This window comes from Lacrimispora sp. 38-1 (assembly GCF_049890855.1).
Classification (GTDB): domain Bacteria; phylum Bacillota; class Clostridia; order Lachnospirales; family Lachnospiraceae; genus Lacrimispora.
Genome location: NZ_JBANEW010000063.1, coordinates 40,084 through 60,763, shown reverse-complemented (window position 1 = coordinate 60,763; position 20,680 = coordinate 40,084). Strand labels below are relative to the sequence as shown.

The window sequence follows — 20,680 nt, the reverse complement described above, 5'->3', positions numbered from 1 at the left end:
ATGAAAAAAGAATTGGATCCCCGAATTAATGTAAAGCTTATCACGAAGAGAATGATACTGCTGGATGCCGCCATTATCACACTACTTTTTGGCATTCTTATTTATATCATGGAAGTGGTTCCCTTTGTTTCAGAACACTCTTTTTACCTGAGTATTGCAATTACTGGATACATCGTTTTAACAGCATGGATCATTTCTAAGGTGTTTTCCCATACACGCTATATAAAGCATGTGCTGCCTCTCCAACAACTTGCAGCGGCAGCCCGTCAGGTAACATCCGGGGATTATTCCGTTCGTCTTGCACCCTACCGCAAAGACCATATGATTGATGAAATTGAAACACTGCGTATGGACTTTAACCAGATGGTAGACGAGCTGGCCAGTACAGAAATCATGAAAAACGATTTTATTTCCAACGTTTCCCACGAACTGAAAACTCCCATTGCCGTCATCAGCAATTATTCCACTATTTTACAGAGTGACACGCTGACTGAAGAGGAACGGAACGATTACATCGGACGTATCAATGCGGCCTCACTGCAGTTATCAGATCTGATCAGCAACATTCTCCAAATAAGCCGGCTTGACAATCAGAAGATTGCAGCTAAACCTTTGGAATATGACTTGAGCGAACAGCTCCGTCAGTGCATTTTGGGATTTGAACTGGTGATGGATGAAAAAGGTATAGATCTACAGCTGGATTTTGACGACAGTATCCTGATAACCTGTGATGAAGGCCTTCTTAAAATCGTTTTGAATAATCTGCTCTCCAATGCTCTAAAATTCACAGAACATGGCGGTTACGTCGGCATAAAAGCAAGACAGTATGCGGAGAATACCGTGGTCATCATTCAGGATAATGGCTGCGGCATCAGCGAAAAAGCCCAGCACCATATCTTTGATAAATTCTATCAGGAGGATATCTCCCGTACCACCAAAGGCAATGGCCTGGGGCTTGCTATGGTCAAACGGATTGTCGAACTTTTACAGGGGTCAGTCAAGGTAGAAAGTGCAATTGGTAAAGGATCCACCTTTACGGTCACTTTACAGAACTGCTATAAATAGGAAAGTCTTCATTAAAAAAAGACCTCACACTCTCATGTGAGGTCTTTCCATATTAAACTCTTATAAAATAAAGATTTACTCCATAGTGTAAGGCATAAGAGCGATATGTCTTGCTCTCTTGATAGCAACAGTCAGTGCTCTCTGATGCTTTGCACAGTTGCCAGTGATACGTCTGGGAAGAATTTTTCCTCTTTCAGACACGTATCTTTTTAATTTATTTACATCTTTATAATCGATAACGCCATTCTTCTCGCCGCAGAATACGCATACTTTTTTTCTTCTGCGCATGCCGCCTCTTCTCATCTTAGCGCCATCAGCTTTATCATTCCTGTTAAATGCCATTGGTATACCTCCTGTTAGATTTAGTTGAATGGAAGTCCTTCGTCTTCGACTCCATCCGGGATATTCATAAATCCATCGCCGATTGCACTGGAGGGAGCTGGTCTGGAGGTTGGCTGATAGCCGCCGCCTTCGCCTGGAGCGCCGCCCTTGCTGTCTGCGAATTCCTGATCTTCTACAACAATATCGGTTGTATATACTTTAACGCCGTCTTTATTCGTATAACTTCCAGTCTGGATCCTTCCGGAAATCAGTACTCTCATACCCTGACGGAAATACTTCTCCGCAAACTCACCTGCTCTGTCAAATGCAACGCAGTTGATAAAATCAGCGGTCTGCTCATTGCCGTCCTGACTTCTGCGGCTTCTGCGATCAACAGCAAGGGTATACCTTGCAATGGCCATAGCACGCTCGCCCTGGGAATATCTTACTTCTGGATCACGGGTCAATCTGCCCATAAGGATTACTCTGTTCATACGATCACGCTTTCTTTATCTATTATGCTTCTTGTTTCACGCATAAGTATCTGATAACCGGCTCCATAATACGAACGTTTTCTTCTAATTCGTTCGGTGTTGTGGACGCGCCATCAAATTTGATGAAGTAGTAGAATCCTTCTTTCATTTTCTGAATTTCGTAAGCTAATCTCTTCTTACCCCATTCATCAACGCCTGTTACAGTGCCGCCGAAGCGAGTAATGTAACCATTAATTTTTTCCATGGCAGCTGCTCTCTCTTCATCTTCGAGCTTTGCGTTCAGAACAACGGTTAATTCATATTTGTTCATGCTTGTTTACCTCCTTGTGGTCTCTGGCCCCTGCCTTCAGTTACAGGAGCAAGGATTAATATATGTCACGGTACAGTATTATACCGGAAATCTTTGATAAAAGCAAGTCCTTTTCCCACTTTCAGCACATTTTTCTTTTATTATAAGGTTTTTATGACTTCGGCTGTCCATCTTTTCCCTTTAATCCCCTGGTATTCTTCTCTACCAGCTTCCTGGATACCATAATCATATGACCGCAGCCCATGCATTTCAAACGAAAATCAGCCCCAACACGCAGGATTTCCCATTCCTGACTCCCGCATGGATGCTGCTTTTTTAATTTTACAACATCTCCAACTTCATAAATCATACCATACACCTGTCCCGTACGCGCTATTTTAATATAATATCAATTTCCTTCAGCTCCTGTTCAGTAAATGACAGATTCTCCAGACAGGCTGCATTATCTTCCAGCTGCTTTACGCTGCTGGCTCCTATTAAAACTGATGTCACTGCAGGCTCCCGAAGAACCCAGGAAAGCGCCATCTGTGCCAATGTCTGACCTCTCTTTCCAGCCAGCGCATCAAGACTCTTAATCTGATTAAGCCTTTCCTCAGTCAGATATCGTCCGCCTATGGTGGTTCCCTCTCTGGCAGCCCTTGAATCAACCGGAATACCATTTAAATATCTGTTTGTCAATGCGCCCTGGGCAAGAGGACTGTAGCAGATACAGCCGGTTCCCTGCTCTGACAGAGCTCTGAACAGGCCGTCCTCCGCTCCCCGTTCCAGCATGTTATATCTTGGCTGGTCAATGAGGCACGGCACTCCCATATCCCTTAACATGGATATTGCTTTCACCGCTTCCTGCTCACCATAATTAGATATTCCCGCATAAAGCGCCTTTCCCTGCTTTACAATATCTGCCAAAGCTCCCATGGTCTCCTCCAGAGGAGTCTCTGGGTCTGGTCTGTGATGGTAGAATATGTCCACATATTCCAGCCCCATACGTTTCAGACTCTGATCCAGGCTGGACATCAGATATTTTCTGGAACCCCAGTTTCCATAGGGACCAGGCCACATATCATAACCTGCTTTTGTAGAAATAATCAGCTCATCCCGGTATGGAAGCAGATCACTCTCTAAAATCTTTCCAAAGTTCTCTTCTGCTTTTCCAGGAGCCGGAAAGCCATAGTTGTTTGCCAGGTCAAAATGGGTGATTCCCATGTCAAATGCCTTTAAAAGAATCACTCTCTGTTCTGATAACGGCTTCTCCAGTCCAAAATTCTGCCATAACCCCAGAGATACCATGGGAAGCATGACTCCGCTTCTTCCGCAGCGCTTATATTTCATAATATTATATCTGTTTTCTGCTGCCTGATACATCGTTTACTCTCCTTCTAATCCTGGACCGTTCTTCAGACCCCCACCGCTTCACGGAGCACTTTACCGATGCTTCCGCTGATCACCAGATCCGCTTTGTCATCCATCGGGGTAACGGTTTTGTTAATGAGTACCATCTTATTTCCTCTGTAATAATCAATCAGTCCGGCTGCCGGATAGACCGTCAGTGAAGTTCCACCTACAATCAGCATGTCTGCCTGAGAGATGTAAGCCACAGAACGGCTGAGCACATCTTCATCCAGACTTTCTTCATATAACACCACATCCGGCTTGATCAGCCCGCTGCAGCTGCACCTTGGAACCCCATCCTCTCCCATGGAAGAAAGCAGCTCTTCCAATGTGAAAAGCTTCATACATCTGGTACAATGGTTTCTCCTGACCGATCCATGAAGTTCCAGCACATTCTTACTTCCTGCTTCTTGATGAAGTCCGTCGATATTCTGTGTAATAACTGCCTTTAATTTTCCCAGCTCTTCCAGCTTTGCAAGAGCTAAATGGGCCGGATTGGGCTTTGCATCGGGAAACAGCATCTTATTTTTATAAAAACGGTAAAACTCCCCCGGATTTGACCGGTAAAAACTGCGGCTGATGATGGTTTCAGGAGGATACTGATACTCCTGATGATAAAGTCCATCCACGCCCCTGAAATCAGGAATGCTGCTTTCAGTCGATACCCCTGCGCCGCCAAAAAATACAATATTGCAGCTTTCATTGATCCAGTTCTTTAACAGACTTTGTTCCTTCATCATCTTAACCCTCCAACTTGCAGGGGCGGATTCAGCTGAATCCGCCCGGAACTGATTTCCAGCAGCTGAAAATCAGGTTATTTCATCAAAAAACACTCCATTTAAAGGTCTTATCCGGTCTACCATTGTCTGCCGGTTTTCCGGAACCTCCGGCTTTTCATATCCAAAAAGCCAGGAAGTCAGTTCACTGATTCCCATTAACAGGTGCGGTTTTATCTTGTTATTGTCTGACACCGTAGTCATAACAGAGCCGTCTTTTTTAAGCTTCCAGAGAAATACACCGCTGTTCTGACGTATAAAATCATCTTTTACTTCAATAAACAGTTCCATCTCACTGACAGGGCAATCTTCTTTCAGTCTGATTACTTTAACGAACTGCTCGAGATGAATAATGCGCCCCATTACAGCAGGCCTTAAGTTGCCGACTTCCTTTACATAATCTCCAAGAACAATGAGTTCTCTCTGATTTTCTGCAAGCTCTCCGTAATATGCCCAGACTCCGGCAAGTCTCTCTCTTTCATCTCTGGTAAAAAGAAGAATCATATCTCCGCTGTCGCTTCTTACTTCTCTGCATAAATTCCGGTAATACTCCTCATCTCTGTGAGCATATACCTCATACTTTTTTTCCAGCTGGCGGCCCACAAACCTTGCAGCCTCCCTGCAGTCATCAGACCGTTCCATAAAAGCACGGCGGCTTAACCGGGTTCTGCCCTTTTCGTTCAGCACCCGCTTTGGAAGATCACAGATATAGGTAAAATCAAAGGGATGGTAGATGGCAGGATCAACCGGAACCAAAAAACAAAATTCCATCCGTTCCATATACATATCCAAAAAGCACCGGGCAAGCAGTCTTCTCATATAACCCTGATGCCGGAAAGCCGGATCAGTAGCCACTCCCGCAATATAATCTACCTTCCATATGCGGTCTTTCACTACCACCTCATATGGATTGCGATGGAGCATTGCAGCTGCCTGATCACCGCTCCATGCAGTCAAAATCTTATTCTTCCGGACTCTGTCCGAATAATAATAATCCAGAAAGCTCTTGGTATCCTCAGAAAAAACTTTTTCCCATAATGCCCGGCTTTCACTTTTTTCTTCCTGCTTCAAATACCGTACCATAGTTTAGAAACCCTTCTGTACCACTGAGTATTTTCTTGCAAAATCAACTGGATAATAAGACATCTTCGCTTTTCTTAAACCTTCCATTCCCACATCATCTTCCCTGTTCACCAGTAATAACTCTTCCGGATAGGCGTGGGTTATGAACTGCTGGTTAATAAACTGGTAGAGACCTTTTACATTAGGATCGGCTTTTTCAATATGAATGACAGCCATTTTTTCATATGGGTTGTAGCTTCCTATGGTAAATGCCTTTAATACTCCGTCTATAAAGACGCCTGCCATTCTTACATTTAAAAAAGAGCAGTTCTTTAAGATGCTGTGGATTCCCATAACTTCATAATCCAGCTGACGGGTAAACTCCGCGGCTTCCACCTTGTTCTCCCACCACATATTTAAGAATTCCACCACACTGTCCCGGTCTGAACAGCAAAGTGTCCGGTACTCGTATCTTCCCTCATATTCCTTTAAAAAGGAATTCAGATGATTCTTCTTTTTGTGAAGCTTCTTCCCGGCCAGTGTGCGTAATGATTCCGCATCGTAAAGATAATCCTTTAAGTCCTCAACCTCTTTTACCTCAAACTTATCAGGATCCAGATTCAAATACTGAATAGCAGCCTCATCTGCCAGAGAGATCCTGAGAGGCTTTTTTAAAACCTCATTAAAATATTCTTTCATCTCATTGAAATAATAAGGAAGGTCTTCCTCCCGGCACATAGGCATAGCTGTAAATGGCTCGCCATCCTTCTCCATTAAAAACTGCAGCGCTTTATTGTCGCTGATTGCGTACTTTACATGATAGTACTCTCTCCAGATAAAACAATCCAGATATACACTATCACAGGTCTTATTTGGCCGCAGGGCATAAAATGGAGTTATCTTTTCAACATCGTTTGCCTCAATCGGCTTAAATTGTAAATTCATAATTATTCCCTTCTATATACTAGCTTTTCTTAATAAAATCAGTATTACACCTGGGACAATGAATTTTTATTTTCCCCTTACCCCTTGGTACCCTGATTTTTTGTCCGCAGCCGGGGCATTTGTAAATATGAAACTTCATGCCCTGCTGAAACCGGAAACGCCATCTGCGGAATGTTTCCGTTATTTTAAAACAAAAGCGTTCAAACTTCTGGTTTTCCTCAAAACGTTTTCTGATATTTCTTGAAAACATACGATAGTAGCTTATTAACAGGACAGCTGCCGCAATGAAATCCACTAAGGGATTCCGTATAAACAGGCCTGCCACAAATAAAACAAATGCTGCTGCTGTTAAAAACCGTCCAAGCTTATCAGCGCCATATCTTCCTGTCATAAACCTTATAAACTGATCTCTCATTTGATTCATGCTATAGTATCGCCCCTTTTCTTTGACTTAACTATAATAAGCTATCCAGTCAAAGTCAATGTTATGAATGGATATTTCATAATCTTTTCAGAATTAATTCCTGAACTTATCACGGTACTGCTTCGGTGTCAGACCATAACGTTCTTTAAACAGGCGATGAAAATAACTGCTGTTTTCATATCCGATTTCCTGTATAATTTCTTCCACAGGTTTACAGGATGCAGTCAGACAGTTAGCAGCCCTGCAAAGCCGGATCAGCTGTAAGCATTCCGTAAAAGTCATCTGATAATACCGCTTAAACAGGCGGCTTACATAATAGGTCGGCTGCATGACCTTTAAGGAGAATTCCTCCAATGTAGCAGTGGAATAATGGCTTTCCAGATACTGGTATGCAGTTAATGCAATCTGCTCCTCATACTGAATCACGTCATGGGATTCCACCTTATCCGCATCATGAAGCAGTTCCATAATCAGCATGGACATCGTCGCCTGATTAATCTCCTGTCTGCACTTTTTCTCCACCATGAGAGACCAGATCATATTCTCCAGCAGATTCCTGGCGGGCAGGATGTCCTGCAGCCGGAAATGAAGATAATCCGCTACCGAATGATTTTCCGACAACGCACCTGCAATAAAATGCCTCAGAATGCTTCCATCCTCCGTAATTAAAGACGGGTGGGAAAAAAACTCCGGCTTGAGAAAAAAATGAACCGCTATGTCACCCTCCCCTGCAGGCTCAATTGCATGGCTGGTGCCCTGCCTTAAAAGAAGGAGATCATAAGTCTCCAGTACGATTCGTTTGTTTTTATTAATCACCTGAGTGGTGGAACCGCTGTACATATAAACCAGCTCCACATAATTGTGACTGTGATCCGGAATCGCTATATGTGGCGGCTGGCAGTAAAGATCCATCAGTCTCCCAGATTCAATAACAAGATTCTTATCCACCACACTGCATTTCCCTTCCTTTACACAGTATGATAAAATTGAAGATGCATCTTTGATAATACCGTTTTTTTCTTCCGATGTGTTCCTTAAAAATTTCAGAAGTTCTTCATCCATATTAACCTCCAAACGGCAGACTCACATGCCCTTCCCCCGGTTCATTATATCACCTTTTCTACATTATTTGCAAGAAAAGACGGTTTTTATACAAATTTGGACATAGTTTATTTTTCAAACAGCTCCTATAATCTAGTAATGTATTAATTTCAATACAATCATTACAATCCGCAAGAGGTACGACATATGAAAAGATATCAGATACGTTTAACCAGCATCGAAGAAGCAACTGCATTTGTAAAGACAGCGAATCAGTTTGATTGTGATATGGACATCTGCAGAGGAAGTATTATCATAGATGCCAAATCCATTATGGGTATTATGACCCTCTGTTCAGACACCGATCTGGAATTGATCATTTACAACAACAGCCATGATGAGGTTCTGGATTCGTTATCCGCCTTTCTGGTAAATCAAAAAACCGCCTGACCGATACATAAAAAAGCAAACAAGAGGCCGTCAAAAACTAACCTTAATCTGTTAGTTTCCGACAACCTCTTATTTTAATGCTGATCTAATTGAAATTCGTCTACCAGTTCTTTTAATGAGTTCGCCATATCAGACAGCTCTTTGCTTGCAGCTGCACTTTCCTCCGCTGTTGCAGAGTTGGTCTGTACCACTGATGAGATCTGATCGATACCTACAGTAACCTGACGGATTGCTTCAGACTGTCTCACTGATGCTTCCGAGATCCGTTCAATCATCTCTGAAACAGAACGGGTGCTCACTACCGCTGTTGACAGGGATTCTGCGGCATCCTTCGCCAGACTGGAGCCATTCATAACGGACTGAATAGATCCTTCAATAAGGTGTGTGGTATTCTGAGCTGCTTCCGAACTTTTTGATGCCAGATTGCGGACTTCATCGGCTACAACAGCAAATCCTTTTCCCGCTTCTCCTGCCCGTGCTGCTTCCACAGCTGCATTCAGTGCCAGAATATTGGTCTGGAACGCAATATCTTCTATGGTCCTTATAATGTTGCTGATCTCCCTGGAATTTTCACTGATTTCCTCCATGGCAGTAACCAGAGCTTCCATATGTCTGCTGCTGTTTTCCAGCTCACAGGTAGCGGCGGCCGCCTGCGCATTGGCGCTGGTGGAGTCCTGAGCATTCTTATCAATATTATGGGAAATATCATTGATGGTGGTAGCCAGCTCTTCTACCGCACTGGCCTGCTCTGTTGCCCCCTGAGCAAGAGCCTGCGAGCTGGCAGATATGTTCTGCGATCCATAAGCGACCTGATCCGAAGCAGATACAATCCTTTCCATCGTAACGGTCAGTGTACTGCGGATTTTAAGCAGGGCATTCTTCACCTTTTCAAAATTCCCTTTGTAATCGTATTCCAGCTGGAACGCCAGATTCTTGTCTGCAATCTGATTGAGAACAGAAGTAATTTCATCAATATAGTTTACGTAATCTCTCAGCTGCAATACTGTATTGCCCAAGGAAGCAGCAACCATACCGATCTCATCATTATCAAAGTTCTCCATGGCAAGATCCAGCTTGCCTTCTGCAATCTGTTCTGCAACATGAGACAGTTTTCTAAGCGGTTTCGTCATCCCCTTGGAAATGAGAATAATTAATAATACAAGTAATGCTGATCCCAGCAGGAAGACAGTTATAATTGTTGCAGTCACAGCCATTCGGGAAGCAAGCACTTCTGACTTTGGAATACTGGAGAGTACAAGCCAGCCGGAGTCCCCAACCCGGTTTACAGCTCCAAAATACTCTTTCTTATTCATCGTGTACTCATAGCTGCCTGCTGCCTGTCCGGTTATCGCCTGCTTTATATTATCAGACATATCCGCTTCCGTAACATTTTTCTGAATCAAATCATTGTCCGGATGATATACAATCTGTCCTCCCTCTGTAGCCAGAACCACAAATCCATCTGTTCCGATCTTGTAATCACTCATGATTGTGACAAGCTGGGACAGCTTAATATCCAGTCCCATCACACCAAGAGGTTTTCCGGTGCTGCTGTCAAAAACTCCGCAGACTGCACTGACAATGACTCCTCCTGTACTGGCATCCACATACGGCTCCGTCAATATGGGGTGATCCAGCTCCATGGCCCGGTACCAGGGCCTGCCTGTGATATCCCAGCCGTCTTCCGATGTGAAGTTGTCCGACTGTGTTACCTGGCTTAAATCCAGATCTGCTATCCATGCGGCGAGAATGTTATCCTTATCCGTCGCCTGCAGTTTATCCAGCGTTTTCTTAATCTCCGGATATCCCTCACTATCCGGCATTCTCACTTTTCCGGTGGCATTCTTTAAATACAATTCTACCTGCTGGCTGGCTGCCGCACTCTTCATCTCTGCCATGTAAAAAGTCAGAAATGAATCCACCTGGTTTGCTGCAGCTAAGGATGCCGAATTAAGATTTTCCGTAGACTGATGTTCCATGCTCTTTCCAACCTGCATAGTAATAAGAAATCCTGATAAGATTAAAATTACTATGACTGGAGCAGAAATCCCGAAGAGCAGTTTTGTAAATATGCGTTTTTTTCTCTTGTTCATCATAGACATCCTTTCTCCCTCTAAAATTTATACTTTAATATAGCATGGAGATAACGGGATAGCAAGAAGAAGGATAATCTGTTTATTAATTTAAGTTTTGACTTAATTTAATTATCCCCGTAATAATCAAACCAGTCAAAGTCTGCAAAATTGCTGCTCTCAGTGTGATTAGAAGACGCATACAAACCAATCGCTGTTCACTTTTGAGCGAAAGAGAGGGATTCCCGGAAAATAAATTTTGCTCAAGGGCTCTCCCTCTCTTTTTGAAATTATTTTGCTGCTTCTAACTGTTTATTGATGTCATTAACCAGATATTCTGCGACTCCTGCTGCATCATCCTGCTTATAACTGAGCATCTGCATACCCATATAATAAGTACCGTCTGGATTTTTCAGTGCAGAGCGTTCAAATACAGGGTCAAATTTAAATGTAGTCCATTCCATAACCTTTTTATTTGCTTTTGCTGCCAGGCTGTTGGATAAATCAAGGGATGCAAGGCCATTTTTGTTCGCCGGCACTCCTCTGGTATCTCCAAGGATCTTTGCTCCTTCCGGATCACCAAAAAGGAACTGGATCAGAGCAGCTGACTCTGCCGGATATTTTGAAGTTTTGGGAATTGCAAATACCATGGAGGCTTTTGTCATGCCGCCTTTGTAATCTCCCATCTTAATATAATCCCCTACCTCAAATTCAAATCCAGGTGCAGCCTCCTGGTATTTCTTTAAATTGCTGTCCCAGATATACATACCTGCATAATGCCCGTCAATCCACCGCTGGTTTGTATCCACCAATTCGGAACCATCGCCTGCAAGAACTTCCAACGTGGGAATTACATGCTTTTCTTCCAATAAGCTGATCCATTCCAATCCCTCCTGGACCTCTTCCTTGCTGTATTGCAGCTGATAGTTTTCTACCCATGGTTTTCCGTATTTGCACTGCAAATAATAAACCATCAGTGTCATACGATCCAGTTCATTTAAAATAATGGGATAATAGGTACCATCTTTATAAGCTGCAAACGCTTCTCCAACGGCATACAGTTCATCTAAATTCTTAGGAATTTCCACCCCCACATCTTTCAGTCTTGTGGTGTTCCAGAAAAAGACACGCCCTGTATTGCTTGCAGGCACCGCCTGTAACACTCCATTGGTTGTATAGTAATCCAGATCTGATTTATCATATGCCTTTAAATCAATGATATCTGACACCTTGTTTAAATCATAAAAAAGGCTTCCGTCCGGGGAATAATTAAATACCCAGTCCATATTCAGCTGAACCACATCTGCAGCTGATCCTGATTTCAGTGCCAGTGCGACCTTTTCCTCATGGCCAGTAAATGATTCGTATTCTGCTTCTACTTTAATATTCGGATACTTTGCTTCAAATGCCTTGATTCCTTCCAATGTTGCCTGATGCCTGCTGTCTCCCCCCCACCAGTTCATGCGAAGAGTTATGGGATCAGTCGTATTTACTTTAAGCCCTTCCGCTTTTGCTGATTCCGCTGTTCCCTGGCTCTCGGCCTTTGTTTGTGATACGGTTGTCTCCCCCTGGGGTTTACTGCTCTCTGTCGGCATGCAGCCCGCAAGAGATGCTGCCATTAAACCGGATAAAGCAAAAACCGCCGCCTGTTTCCATTTGTTTCTCTTCATGTTTCTCCTCCTCCAAAAAATAATATTTTTAACCTTTTACTCCGCCCGCTGCAATTCCATCTACAAAGGAATTCTGTGCCATAAAAAATACTGTTAATGACGGAATAATCGCTATCAGCGACATTGCCAGAACCCGGTTCCACTCAAATCCCACATCTGCGTCCATCGACATACGCAGAAAAATGGAAACCGGATATTTTGCTACTGTATTGACGTAAATTAACGGCCCCATAAAGTCATTGGATGCCCACATAAATTGAAACAGAGCACAGGATACAATGGATGGTTTTAACATTGGAACAATTACGTACCACAGTGTCTGCAGCACATTACAGCCGTCTATTTTCGCCGCCTCTTCCAGTTCTTTGGGTATTCCCCTTAAAAACTGGATCAGCATATATACAAAATAGGTATCTCCTGCAAATAGCGAGGGAATAATCAGGGGCAGATAAGAATCCAGCCAGCCAATCTGGTTAAACAATATATACTGTGGAACATTAAGTACAACCTGAGGTAAAAATAGCGTAGATAATAACACTGCAAAGGAAAACTTCTTTCCGATAAATTGAAATCTGGCAAAACCATACGCTGTAAAAACTGCTGAAAAAACAGTAACAGCAACTTTAGGGAGAACAAATTTATAAGTGTTCCACATAAAAAACAGAAGCGTCATTCCTTCATAACCCTTAAAGCCTCGTACATACCCCTCCACAGTAGGCGATTTAGGAATAAATCCTATACTTGAGAAGATTTCTGCATTAGTTTTAAAGGAAGCACCCACCATCCAGATTAATGGATATACCATTACAGTACCTACTAATATCAGGACCAGGTATCGGAGAAATGTATTAATTCTGTCTTTCTTTTCTCTTGTCATTATTCCTACCTCCCATCCTCATCGCTGTAATATACCCAGTACTTCTGACTGACAAAAGCAATGATGGTGAATGTGGTGATAATTAAAAACAGCAGCCAGGCAATGGCGCTTGCCATTCCCATTTCATAGCTTTTAAATGCATTATTGTAAACCAGCAGAGATACCAGCGTAGTGGACCGGAGAGGACCTCCTCTTGTTATAATAAAAGGACCGTTAAATTCCTGGAATTTATGGCAAAGCTGTGTTACAAAATTATAAAAAATTACCGGTGTAATAAGAGGTACTGTGATATTAAAAAACTGTCTCCATTTTCCAGCTCCGTCTATGGCGGCCGCCTCATACAGATCTGCTGACACACCTTTTAATGCTGCCAGAAAAATCACCATTGGAGAACCAAACTGCCAGATACGCAGAAGCACAATAACCAAAAATGCGCCCCTGGTATCTCCCAGCCAGTTAAAAGGTTCCATTCCGAATTTTGCAGATATCATGTTGATCAGACCTTCTGTCTTGAATAGAAATCTCCATAAAACTGCAATGGATACGGAACCTCCTAAAATAGAGGGAATGTAATAGGCTGTCCTAAAAAAATTAACTCCTCTTATCTTAAAGTTCAAAATGTATGCGATAAACAGAGCGAAAGAAAGTTCCAGCGGAACTGTTAAAAACGCATACTTAAATGTCTGTCCAAAAGCTGTCATAGTCAGCTTATCCTGAAGAATCGCCCTGTAGTTTTCCAGTCCCACGAATGCAGCTGTCCGGAACAGATTGTATTCATGAAAGCTGTAAATAAACGATGCCATAAACGGATAAAATTTAAATATTGCAAAACCAATCCACCAGGGCAGTATAAATAAAAAGCCAAAATTCTTTTTAATAAAATCCCTGGGATTTTTATATTTTGATACCCGGAGATTTCTTCTGATATTTTTTTCCAAAATTGTCCCTCCCGCAACCATACAATAGTCACTATTCTGTATAGAATATTTTTTTGCTCTCCAGCAGCCCATCCTTTTCCAGTTTTTCAATATCCATACGCTGCGGATTTCCAGGCAGATCAGGCTGACAGTAAAACCTTCCGTTCTTTTCTTCTGGCTGGAACAGGGTATATTTACCCACCGGCTTGCTGATCGGTTCATGGTATTCAATCATTTCATCTTCACCGTAAAGACAGCCAAAAATAGCATTCAGATAGATTCTTCCTCCGGAGGAGAAAGTGATTCCTTTCTTTCTGGCTAAATCCCGGATTTTCAGGATGTCATCGATTCGGCTCATCCGTCCAATGGAAGGCTGCAGATGATCCACTCCCTTTTCCGCATAGGTTTCATAAGCATAATAAATTCTCATCGATTCTCCAAATGCCAGCGGCATGGGAACTCCCAGCTCTTTGAGCTGTCTGATTCCATTCATATCATGAGAATGTATCGGTTCTTCAAACCATGCCAGATCATAAGGTTCCGCCAATTTCGCAAAACGGTACGCATCCTCAACATTCCATCGCTGATTTGCATCCACTGCGATCCCAATCCCGGAGCCCACAGCTTCCCTCACCTTTCTAAGCCTGCGTATATCACGCTCCATATCCCTTCCGTCACTGCTGCCGACTTTGAATTTTACTGTCTGATATCCTTCGTGTACATACCTGACCAAATCATCTACCAGCTCTTCGTCTTCCAGAAGCAGAGACCCGCCTCCTTTATAGGCAGCTGCCCAGTCTTTTTCAGCGCCAAGAAACCGGTGCAGCGGTTTACCGGCTCTTTGTGCCAGAATGTCAAGCATCATTAAATCCAGCTGTCCCACTTCTACTGCCTGGCCACTTTGAAATCCGGAATTTCTTATTTTCCAGTAGAGGGTATCTCTCCACTTGCTGTATGTTCTTGTCTGTCCATCCAAAATCATTGGAAGAATATTTTTTACAAAGCTTCTTCCCACACACAGATGAGCACATGCCCCTTCTGAATCATAAAGTTCAATACACCCCTGTTCGGGAGCATATTTACCCATTCCGCCAGTCCCATCCTTAAAAGGTTTCGGTAATGGAATCGGATGAAAATTATAATAAACTGCTTTGACAAATTGAATGTTATCCTGAAACTGAAATGTATTGTTCATATGCGCCTCCGTTATAACCTGCCTTGAAATTCTTTCCACAGTATAGCCTCATTCCTGCCACGGTTCAATTGACACAATAACACAGAAAATGCATGCACAATTTACATTTTGTGCATGCATTTCATATTGCTTAATATTTATTTCAAATGCGGTTAATCTATTGCAAAATTATTTCACTTTGCAATAGAGCCCAGGGTTACTTTTCACTGATTTCCAATTTTTTTATTTTTCTCCATAATGTGGTTGTGCTGATATTCAGTTCTCTGGCAGTTAAGGTACGGTTTCCGTTATACTTATTAAGTATGGATTTAATCAGTGTACGCTCCGGGTTTTCCGCTGTTCCTTCAGGACTCCATTGCTGCATTTTTTCCTCTTCTTCCAATGAAACTGCATAGATACTGGTATCCCGGTGATAGAGTTCATCAAGCAAGTCCCTGACATATGCCTCTGTAATGGTACGTTTCCCTACAGTCAGAATCATTCTCTCGCAGAATGCTTCCAGCTGAATGCTGTTTCCTTCCCATGGATAATTCAAAAGAACCTGCTTTACACCAGGGGCCATCACATGATACCGGGAATACTGCTCCATATATTTTCTGGTATACAGATCCAGTAAATACTCTACATCCTCTCTTCTGTCCTTTAAATTTGGGATCTTTAAACGCAGAGATTTCAGGGTAAAATACAAATCAGACCGAAACTTGAACTCACTGCGCAGCTGAGTCAGATTCTTTGCCGTACATGCTATAATTCTTGTATCAATCATCAGCGTATCTTCAATCCGGTTACCTCTGATCAAGCGTTTTGTCCGGATCGCACGAATGAGATTGTACTGGGCCTGAAGCGTCAGCTTGTCAATACTTTGAATTACCAGTGTCCCATGATTGGCCTGCACAAGGGCTCCTGGTTCTTCTTCCCCCTGTCCTTCTTTTTTGCTGCCAAACAGAGTTCTCGTCTGCTGGTCCTCTGTCAATCCTGCCATGTTAATAACAATAAAGGGTCCATTCTTTCTCATGCTGTAATTATGAATCCCCTGGGTAATGGCTTCCAATTCCGGGCCCGATATGGCCTCAATCAGCATGGGGCTGGAAGACTGGGCATATAATTTTGCCAGTTCCACAATTTTATGCATATCTTTCAAATTCTTGCTGATATCATCAAAGGTGCCATAAGCTACATATCCTCTTAAATACTGCTCCTTCATAACGTCTTTATCGTTCATATCAAGCCGCTTTAAACGGTTACAGGAAATAATTGCACCGTCAATACGGGTTCCCACAACAATAGGCTCCATAGAAACGACTACGGACTGATCGAGCAGCGTGAGAAATGTTGAGAAATTTTCCAGACTCCCTGACAAGATCTGATTTAACGAAGCTTCATCAAGCTCTTTTAAAAAGCTGGTTACCGGTTTCCCCACACATCGTTCCGAACTGCACCCCAGTATTTGCTCCATGGCACGATTCATTACAAGGATCTTTCCTGCCACGCTGATTTTGATAATGCCATTAAACGCGCTGTCCAGAACCGTTGAAAACTGAGCATAATTGTGCTGTTCAATTTCTGACATATAGTAAAGAGACTCTGCATTTTTAAGCGCCACCCGTATGGCTTCTCCGGTAGAAGACATATATAGGCCAGGGATTCCCATCTGATATGCCCCATCTAACGCCGACTGACCTCCGATAATAATGTCCAGTCCATCCTTTCCTGCCTCTTCAATGGTATTTCTCCATTCATTAAAATCTTTTAATATATACCGTTTTAAATCAACGTGGTATAACTGGTTAAAGTATGTTGTATCACACAGCATGTCCCCCCAGCCAAAGATACCGATCCTGGGACACTCTTTCTCCACAATACTTTTAGCCCGGATCACCAGAAGTCCCAGTTCTTGTGCTGTCATAACTATTTCAGCTACCGCTACATTGGTATGGCGCCGGATCTCTGCTGCCTGCCTGCCTCTTGCTATGATAATATTAACACCCTCCGAAATGGCCTTCTGTGCTTCTGTAACTGCCTCCTCCACCCGGATTCTTTTTACTATGGTAACATGATTGTCTTTTTCTCTCAGTATCCCCTTCGCCTGCTCATACATCTCATCGCTTGGCACAAATAATGCAATTCCGGACATCCCAATCCACCAGCTTTCTTACATTTCTATCAGATCAATCCCTGCTTCCTCTTCCTTCAGCATGATCTCATACCGTTTCTTTACCGTATCCAGATAACGTTTCCATTCAGTCGGATCTATAAATGGATTGGCTCCTTCTGGACTTTGTATCATTAACTGCCGTTTTTCCACAGTCCGGTTATGACCCGCGTGATTCCCCAGCATAATGTCAACAGGCTCTTCATATACCCGCTCTATCCCTTCCAGAAATTCTTTCCTGCACTCCTTTCTGTCAAAACGTTCTATAAATGTTCTGCATAGAGTATTGAGTCCTGCTCCGCCGTGCATGCCAACAGTCATCCGGACTCCATTTTCTTCCGTTTCGAAAAAGAAAGAAATTACTCCATCTGAATGTCCGGGAGTAGAAACTATCCGGATACTGGTATTTCCAAGGGTAATAATATCTCCGTCTTTCAAAATCAGGTCAGGCTCAAAGGGTTTGAAATAACTGCAGCCGGAGTCACGTGTTAACACCAGCTCCGGTCTTTCAAGAAACATGACTGCATCTCCCTCTCCCAGACAGGTTTTCGCTCCGGAAAGTTCTTTTAGTAAAGCCGTTCCTCCAATATGATCAAAATGGCCATGGGTATGAATGATATAGCGGATGTCTTTTGGATTAAACCCCAATTCCCATATAGACTGAACCAGCATGGCCGAAGTAGTTGGATAGGTCGTATCAATGAGTATCAACCCTTCTTCCGTATCAATTAAATGGGATCCAACACTTTTATTTCCTGTATAATACAGGTTTCCATATATCCGAAATGGTTCCACACGGTATTTTTCCGGATACATATAGAAATCTTCTCTGGATTTTACATTAAATTCATATTTAGACACCAGCATTTATCCACCTCCGACAAAATTTTCTTTTATTATCTTACAGAGGAATCCAAATTGCAACTCTATTTGCCGTCTGGACTTATTATAAACACAAAAGAAACGCTTCATAGATTTTGTTTTTATGAAGCGCTTCTTTAAAATTTTTCAAGTATTAAACATGGTTGAAATAAGATTCCATGATCTCCCTCAGTTTTTCTTTATCCGTCTCTTTCAGCGGAACCAGAGGCAGCCTGTATTTCTCCTCACACATTCCCAGTATGGATAACGCCGCTTTAACAGGGACGGGGTTCACATCCATAAACATGGCATTCATGATCCGCAGCAGCTCCAGCTGCATATCTCTGCTCTTTTTTATCTGTCCTTCAAAAAACAGTTCACACATTGTATGCATCTCCTGAGGCATGATATTTGCCAGGACTGAGATCACTCCTTTTCCCCCAAGAGACATAATCGGTACAGTCTGATCATCATTTCCTGAATACAGATCCAGACGGTCCCCGCACAGGGCCGCCACTTTTGCAATATGGGAGATATTCCCCCCTGCCTCCTTGACCGCCCTTATATTGGGATGCTTTGAAAGCTTTAAATAGGTCTCCGGTTCAATATTAACTCCTGTTCGCGTGGGTACGTTGTACAGGATTATGGGAATATCCACGCGGTCCGCTATGGTATTAAAATGCTCCACCAGTCCATGCTGGGATGTCTTGTTATAGTACGGTGTGACCAGCAAAAGCGCTGATGCTCCCAATGATTGTGCCTTTCTGGAAAGCCTCACGGAATTTGACGTGGAATTGCTTCCCGTTCCCATTATTACAGGGACCCTGTGATTTACATAATGCACCACAAATTCCAGCAGCTCAGTCTTTTCCTTCTCTTCCAGAGTTGAGGATTCTCCTGTCGTTCCGTTTACAACAATCGCGTCTGTACCATTTTCCAGCTGAAATTTCAGCAGCCGCTCCATAGCCGTAAGATCCAAATTCCCATGTTGGTCCATGGGGGTAACAATGGCTGCAGCAGAGCCTTTAAAAATCCCATCATTCATAGACATCCATTCCTAAAAAATAGGTTCATACTAACAAAAATATGACAAACATTCCCGGTTGGTACCATACACAAATCATTTTTTTTATCATATAAACCAGTATAAGGAGTGATGACCGTATGCATAAATTTCTTCTATTAGGCGGCGACTCAAGACAGCTTTATTTAAGCCGCATTTTAACTGAAAACGGCTTTTTTAATGTTCTTCATTCTGACGGAGATGATCCGGACTTCTCACTGAAGGAAGCCATGGAAAGCTGCGATATTATTCTCTGTCCCATACCGTTCACCAAGGATAAAATCAGTCTGTTTTCTGACCATGAAATGAACGACCTTGGAATTGGCAATCTCTTAAGCCATCTTACCTCCAGCCATACCCTGTTTGGAGGCAGCATTCCGGCATATGTGAAAGATTATGCCAGAAAAAATGGAATTAGCTGCTTCGACTATATGGATATGGAAGATGTCACCATAAAAAACACCATTGCAACTGCAGAAGGCGCTGTCGCGGAGGCCATCCGGTTAAGCCCCATCTGTCTCCACCAGAGCAAATGCCTGATTACAGGATTCGGAAGATGTGCCAAAACCCTGGCACTTAAGCTAAAAGGCCTTGACCTTACAATCACCATTGCGGGAAGAAGAGCAAACCAGCTGGCCCTTGCTTCAGCCATGGGTTTTCAGACTGTTTTACTAAGTGATTTAAAAAAAGAAATAGGCAGCTATGACTATATCTTCAACACCATACCAGCACTGATCATCGATGAGGAGCTTGTCTCCCTCGCAGCGCGGCAGGCAGTCATGATTGATATTGCCTCTGCCCCAGGCGGTGTGGATTTTGAAGCCTGCAGACAGCAGGGAATCCGTGCAAAACTCTGCCTTGGCCTCCCTGGAATCTATGCTCCCGAAACCTCAGCGAAAATTCTGTATGAAGCGATTCTCACCTGTTTATCTCAAACTGTTTAGGCAAAGGAGTGCAATATGAAACTGGAAGGAAAGAAAGTAGGCCTGGCAATTACCGGGTCCTTTTGTACTTTTGACAAAATAGAAGAAGAAATCAAGGTTCTCGCGGATCAGGGAACAGACATCTATCCCATTTTTTCTTCCAATGTCCAGACTACAGATTCCCGGTTTGGCAGCACGAAAGAATATATGGACCGGATTACTAAAATAGCCGGTAATAAACCTATTCTCCGGCTGGAGGAAGCCGAACCCATTGGCCCGAAAGGATATTTAGATATCCTTCTTATCGCTCCCTGCACCGGCAATACACTGGCAAAGCTGGCAAACGGAATTACCGACTCACCGGTTCTCATGGCTGCAAAAGCACATTTAAGAAATGAAAAACCCCTGGTAATCTCCCTTTCCACCAATGATGCTCTTGGAATGAATTTTAAAAATATCGGTATTCTTTACAATGTAAAAAATATCTATTTTGTACCCTTCGGTCAGGATAATCCTGTAAAAAAACCGAATTCCATGATAGCACGCACGGAACTGATTTGTAAAACTCTGGAATATGCGTTGGATGGAAAGCAGCTTCAGCCGGTTATTATTTAGTGCCGCAGTTTATCCGTGCAGCAAATGTGGCTTACACTCGTTCCTCCCCCGCTCTCCC

Annotated in this window: 23 protein-coding genes; 4 read left to right on the top strand and 19 right to left on the bottom strand. The window is 43.0% G+C overall.

The window, feature by feature from the left end; translation table 11 throughout:
* Positions 1-1,065 (top strand): HAMP domain-containing sensor histidine kinase, encoded by a 1,065-nt coding sequence (locus V7D18_RS18240; RefSeq protein ID WP_426156257.1) that lies wholly within the window; start codon positions 1-3, stop codon positions 1,063-1,065.
* A gap of 75 nt (positions 1,066-1,140) precedes the next feature.
* Here V7D18_RS18240 and rpsR read toward each other — a convergent pair whose 3' ends face one another.
* From rpsR to V7D18_RS18190, 10 genes are all read right to left on the bottom strand, one after another.
* Positions 1,141-1,407 (bottom strand): 30S ribosomal protein S18, encoded by a 267-nt coding sequence (gene rpsR, locus V7D18_RS18235; RefSeq protein ID WP_097004577.1) that lies wholly within the window; start codon positions 1,405-1,407, stop codon positions 1,141-1,143.
* 20 nt (positions 1,408-1,427) lie between these two features.
* Complete coding sequence (locus tag V7D18_RS18230; protein ID WP_117418526.1) at positions 1,428-1,880, bottom strand: single-stranded DNA-binding protein; 453 nt, start codon at positions 1,878-1,880, stop codon at positions 1,428-1,430.
* 22 nt (positions 1,881-1,902) lie between these two features.
* Positions 1,903-2,190: a 30S ribosomal protein S6 gene (gene rpsF / locus V7D18_RS18225; RefSeq protein ID WP_097004575.1), complete on the bottom strand. Its 288-nt coding sequence runs from the start codon at positions 2,188-2,190 to the stop codon at positions 1,903-1,905.
* Between the two features lie 151 nt (positions 2,191-2,341).
* Positions 2,342-2,539, bottom strand: a complete 198-nt coding sequence (locus tag V7D18_RS18220) for a DUF951 domain-containing protein (RefSeq protein ID WP_426156255.1) — start codon at positions 2,537-2,539, stop codon at positions 2,342-2,344.
* Between the two features lie 23 nt (positions 2,540-2,562).
* A complete protein-coding gene (gene mgrA, locus V7D18_RS18215; protein WP_426156254.1) occupies positions 2,563-3,552 on the bottom strand; it encodes an L-glyceraldehyde 3-phosphate reductase in 990 nt (329 codons plus the stop codon).
* 32 nt (positions 3,553-3,584) lie between these two features.
* Positions 3,585-4,316, bottom strand: a complete 732-nt coding sequence (locus tag V7D18_RS18210; RefSeq protein ID WP_426156487.1) for an NAD-dependent protein deacylase — start codon at positions 4,314-4,316, stop codon at positions 3,585-3,587.
* Positions 4,317-4,388: 72 nt separating this feature from the next.
* Complete coding sequence (locus V7D18_RS18205) at positions 4,389-5,438, bottom strand: GNAT family N-acetyltransferase (protein ID WP_426156253.1); 1,050 nt, start codon at positions 5,436-5,438, stop codon at positions 4,389-4,391.
* A 3-nt stretch (positions 5,439-5,441) separates the two neighbouring features.
* Positions 5,442-6,362 (bottom strand): DUF2156 domain-containing protein, encoded by a 921-nt coding sequence (locus V7D18_RS18200; RefSeq protein ID WP_426156251.1) that lies wholly within the window; start codon positions 6,360-6,362, stop codon positions 5,442-5,444.
* Between the two features lie 19 nt (positions 6,363-6,381).
* Positions 6,382-6,786, bottom strand: a complete 405-nt coding sequence (locus V7D18_RS18195; protein WP_426156249.1) for a hypothetical protein — start codon at positions 6,784-6,786, stop codon at positions 6,382-6,384.
* Positions 6,787-6,879: 93 nt separating this feature from the next.
* Positions 6,880-7,848 carry an AraC family transcriptional regulator gene (locus V7D18_RS18190; protein ID WP_426156247.1) on the bottom strand — a complete coding sequence of 323 codons (969 nt, stop codon included), beginning with the start codon at positions 7,846-7,848 and terminating at the stop codon, positions 6,880-6,882.
* Positions 7,849-8,034: 186 nt separating this feature from the next.
* On the opposite strand from V7D18_RS18190, the gene V7D18_RS18185 reads away from it, so the two are divergent.
* Positions 8,035-8,277 (top strand): HPr family phosphocarrier protein, encoded by a 243-nt coding sequence (locus V7D18_RS18185; RefSeq protein WP_426156246.1) that lies wholly within the window; start codon positions 8,035-8,037, stop codon positions 8,275-8,277.
* Between the two features lie 74 nt (positions 8,278-8,351).
* Here V7D18_RS18185 and V7D18_RS18180 read toward each other — a convergent pair whose 3' ends face one another.
* The 9 genes from V7D18_RS18180 to dapA all read right to left on the bottom strand — a co-directional run bounded on the left by V7D18_RS18180 (position 8,352) and on the right by dapA (position 19,066).
* Entirely contained in the window at positions 8,352-10,373 is a 2,022-nt protein-coding gene (locus V7D18_RS18180) for a methyl-accepting chemotaxis protein (RefSeq protein ID WP_426156244.1), read from the bottom strand.
* A gap of 104 nt (positions 10,374-10,477) precedes the next feature.
* Entirely contained in the window at positions 10,478-10,555 is a 78-nt protein-coding gene (locus tag V7D18_RS18175) for a hypothetical protein (RefSeq protein ID WP_426156485.1), read from the bottom strand.
* 84 nt (positions 10,556-10,639) lie between these two features.
* Positions 10,640-12,019, bottom strand: a complete 1,380-nt coding sequence (locus V7D18_RS18170; RefSeq protein WP_426156242.1) for an ABC transporter substrate-binding protein — start codon at positions 12,017-12,019, stop codon at positions 10,640-10,642.
* Between the two features lie 28 nt (positions 12,020-12,047).
* Complete coding sequence (locus tag V7D18_RS18165) at positions 12,048-12,896, bottom strand: carbohydrate ABC transporter permease (protein WP_426156240.1); 849 nt, start codon at positions 12,894-12,896, stop codon at positions 12,048-12,050.
* Positions 12,897-12,901: 5 nt separating this feature from the next.
* Complete coding sequence (locus V7D18_RS18160; RefSeq protein WP_426156483.1) at positions 12,902-13,837, bottom strand: carbohydrate ABC transporter permease; 936 nt, start codon at positions 13,835-13,837, stop codon at positions 12,902-12,904.
* A 28-nt stretch (positions 13,838-13,865) separates the two neighbouring features.
* Entirely contained in the window at positions 13,866-15,008 is a 1,143-nt protein-coding gene (locus tag V7D18_RS18155) for an enolase C-terminal domain-like protein (RefSeq protein ID WP_426156238.1), read from the bottom strand.
* 196 nt (positions 15,009-15,204) lie between these two features.
* A complete protein-coding gene (locus tag V7D18_RS18150; RefSeq protein WP_426156236.1) occupies positions 15,205-17,142 on the bottom strand; it encodes a sigma 54-interacting transcriptional regulator in 1,938 nt (645 codons plus the stop codon).
* 18 nt (positions 17,143-17,160) lie between these two features.
* Entirely contained in the window at positions 17,161-18,027 is an 867-nt protein-coding gene (locus tag V7D18_RS18145; protein WP_426156234.1) for an MBL fold metallo-hydrolase, read from the bottom strand.
* Between the two features lie 148 nt (positions 18,028-18,175).
* The gene (gene dapA, locus V7D18_RS18140; protein ID WP_426156232.1) at positions 18,176-19,066 is read right to left on the bottom strand and encodes a 4-hydroxy-tetrahydrodipicolinate synthase; all 891 of its coding nucleotides are present in this window, start codon (positions 19,064-19,066) and stop codon (positions 18,176-18,178) included.
* Positions 19,067-19,185: 119 nt separating this feature from the next.
* Between dapA and dpsA the strand changes: the two genes are divergently transcribed.
* Both dpsA and V7D18_RS18130 read left to right on the top strand, forming a co-directional pair.
* Positions 19,186-20,028 carry a dipicolinate synthase subunit DpsA gene (gene dpsA, locus V7D18_RS18135; protein WP_426156230.1) on the top strand — a complete coding sequence of 281 codons (843 nt, stop codon included), beginning with the start codon at positions 19,186-19,188 and terminating at the stop codon, positions 20,026-20,028.
* A gap of 15 nt (positions 20,029-20,043) precedes the next feature.
* Entirely contained in the window at positions 20,044-20,622 is a 579-nt protein-coding gene (locus V7D18_RS18130) for a dipicolinate synthase subunit B (protein WP_426156228.1), read from the top strand.
* Positions 20,623-20,680: the final 58 nt, after the last annotated feature.

Excerpts from the sequence above, each read along its gene's own strand:
- V7D18_RS18240 (WP_426156257.1), top strand. The coding sequence starts at position 1 with ATGAAAAAAGAATTGGATCCCCGAATTAATGTAAAGCTTATCACGAAG.
- rpsR (WP_097004577.1), bottom strand. The coding sequence starts at position 1,407 with ATGGCATTTAACAGGAATGATAAAGCTGATGGCGCTAAGATGAGAAGA.
- V7D18_RS18230 (WP_117418526.1), bottom strand. The coding sequence starts at position 1,880 with ATGAACAGAGTAATCCTTATGGGCAGATTGACCCGTGATCCAGAAGTA.
- rpsF (WP_097004575.1), bottom strand. The coding sequence starts at position 2,190 with ATGAACAAATATGAATTAACCGTTGTTCTGAACGCAAAGCTCGAAGAT.
- V7D18_RS18220 (WP_426156255.1), bottom strand. The coding sequence starts at position 2,539 with ATGATTTATGAAGTTGGAGATGTTGTAAAATTAAAAAAGCAGCATCCA.
- mgrA (WP_426156254.1), bottom strand. The coding sequence starts at position 3,552 with ATGTATCAGGCAGCAGAAAACAGATATAATATTATGAAATATAAGCGC.
- V7D18_RS18210 (WP_426156487.1), bottom strand. The coding sequence starts at position 4,316 with ATGAAGGAACAAAGTCTGTTAAAGAACTGGATCAATGAAAGCTGCAAT.
- V7D18_RS18205 (WP_426156253.1), bottom strand. The coding sequence starts at position 5,438 with ATGGTACGGTATTTGAAGCAGGAAGAAAAAAGTGAAAGCCGGGCATTA.
- V7D18_RS18200 (WP_426156251.1), bottom strand. The coding sequence starts at position 6,362 with ATGAATTTACAATTTAAGCCGATTGAGGCAAACGATGTTGAAAAGATA.
- V7D18_RS18195 (WP_426156249.1), bottom strand. The coding sequence starts at position 6,786 with ATGAATCAAATGAGAGATCAGTTTATAAGGTTTATGACAGGAAGATAT.
- V7D18_RS18190 (WP_426156247.1), bottom strand. The coding sequence starts at position 7,848 with ATGGATGAAGAACTTCTGAAATTTTTAAGGAACACATCGGAAGAAAAA.
- V7D18_RS18185 (WP_426156246.1), top strand. The coding sequence starts at position 8,035 with ATGAAAAGATATCAGATACGTTTAACCAGCATCGAAGAAGCAACTGCA.
- V7D18_RS18180 (WP_426156244.1), bottom strand. The coding sequence starts at position 10,373 with ATGATGAACAAGAGAAAAAAACGCATATTTACAAAACTGCTCTTCGGG.
- V7D18_RS18170 (WP_426156242.1), bottom strand. The coding sequence starts at position 12,019 with ATGAAGAGAAACAAATGGAAACAGGCGGCGGTTTTTGCTTTATCCGGT.
- V7D18_RS18165 (WP_426156240.1), bottom strand. The coding sequence starts at position 12,896 with ATGACAAGAGAAAAGAAAGACAGAATTAATACATTTCTCCGATACCTG.
- V7D18_RS18155 (WP_426156238.1), bottom strand. The coding sequence starts at position 15,008 with ATGAACAATACATTTCAGTTTCAGGATAACATTCAATTTGTCAAAGCA.
- V7D18_RS18150 (WP_426156236.1), bottom strand. The coding sequence starts at position 17,142 with ATGTCCGGAATTGCATTATTTGTGCCAAGCGATGAGATGTATGAGCAG.
- V7D18_RS18145 (WP_426156234.1), bottom strand. The coding sequence starts at position 18,027 with ATGCTGGTGTCTAAATATGAATTTAATGTAAAATCCAGAGAAGATTTC.
- dapA (WP_426156232.1), bottom strand. The coding sequence starts at position 19,066 with ATGAATGATGGGATTTTTAAAGGCTCTGCTGCAGCCATTGTTACCCCC.
- dpsA (WP_426156230.1), top strand. The coding sequence starts at position 19,186 with ATGCATAAATTTCTTCTATTAGGCGGCGACTCAAGACAGCTTTATTTA.
- V7D18_RS18130 (WP_426156228.1), top strand. The coding sequence starts at position 20,044 with ATGAAACTGGAAGGAAAGAAAGTAGGCCTGGCAATTACCGGGTCCTTT.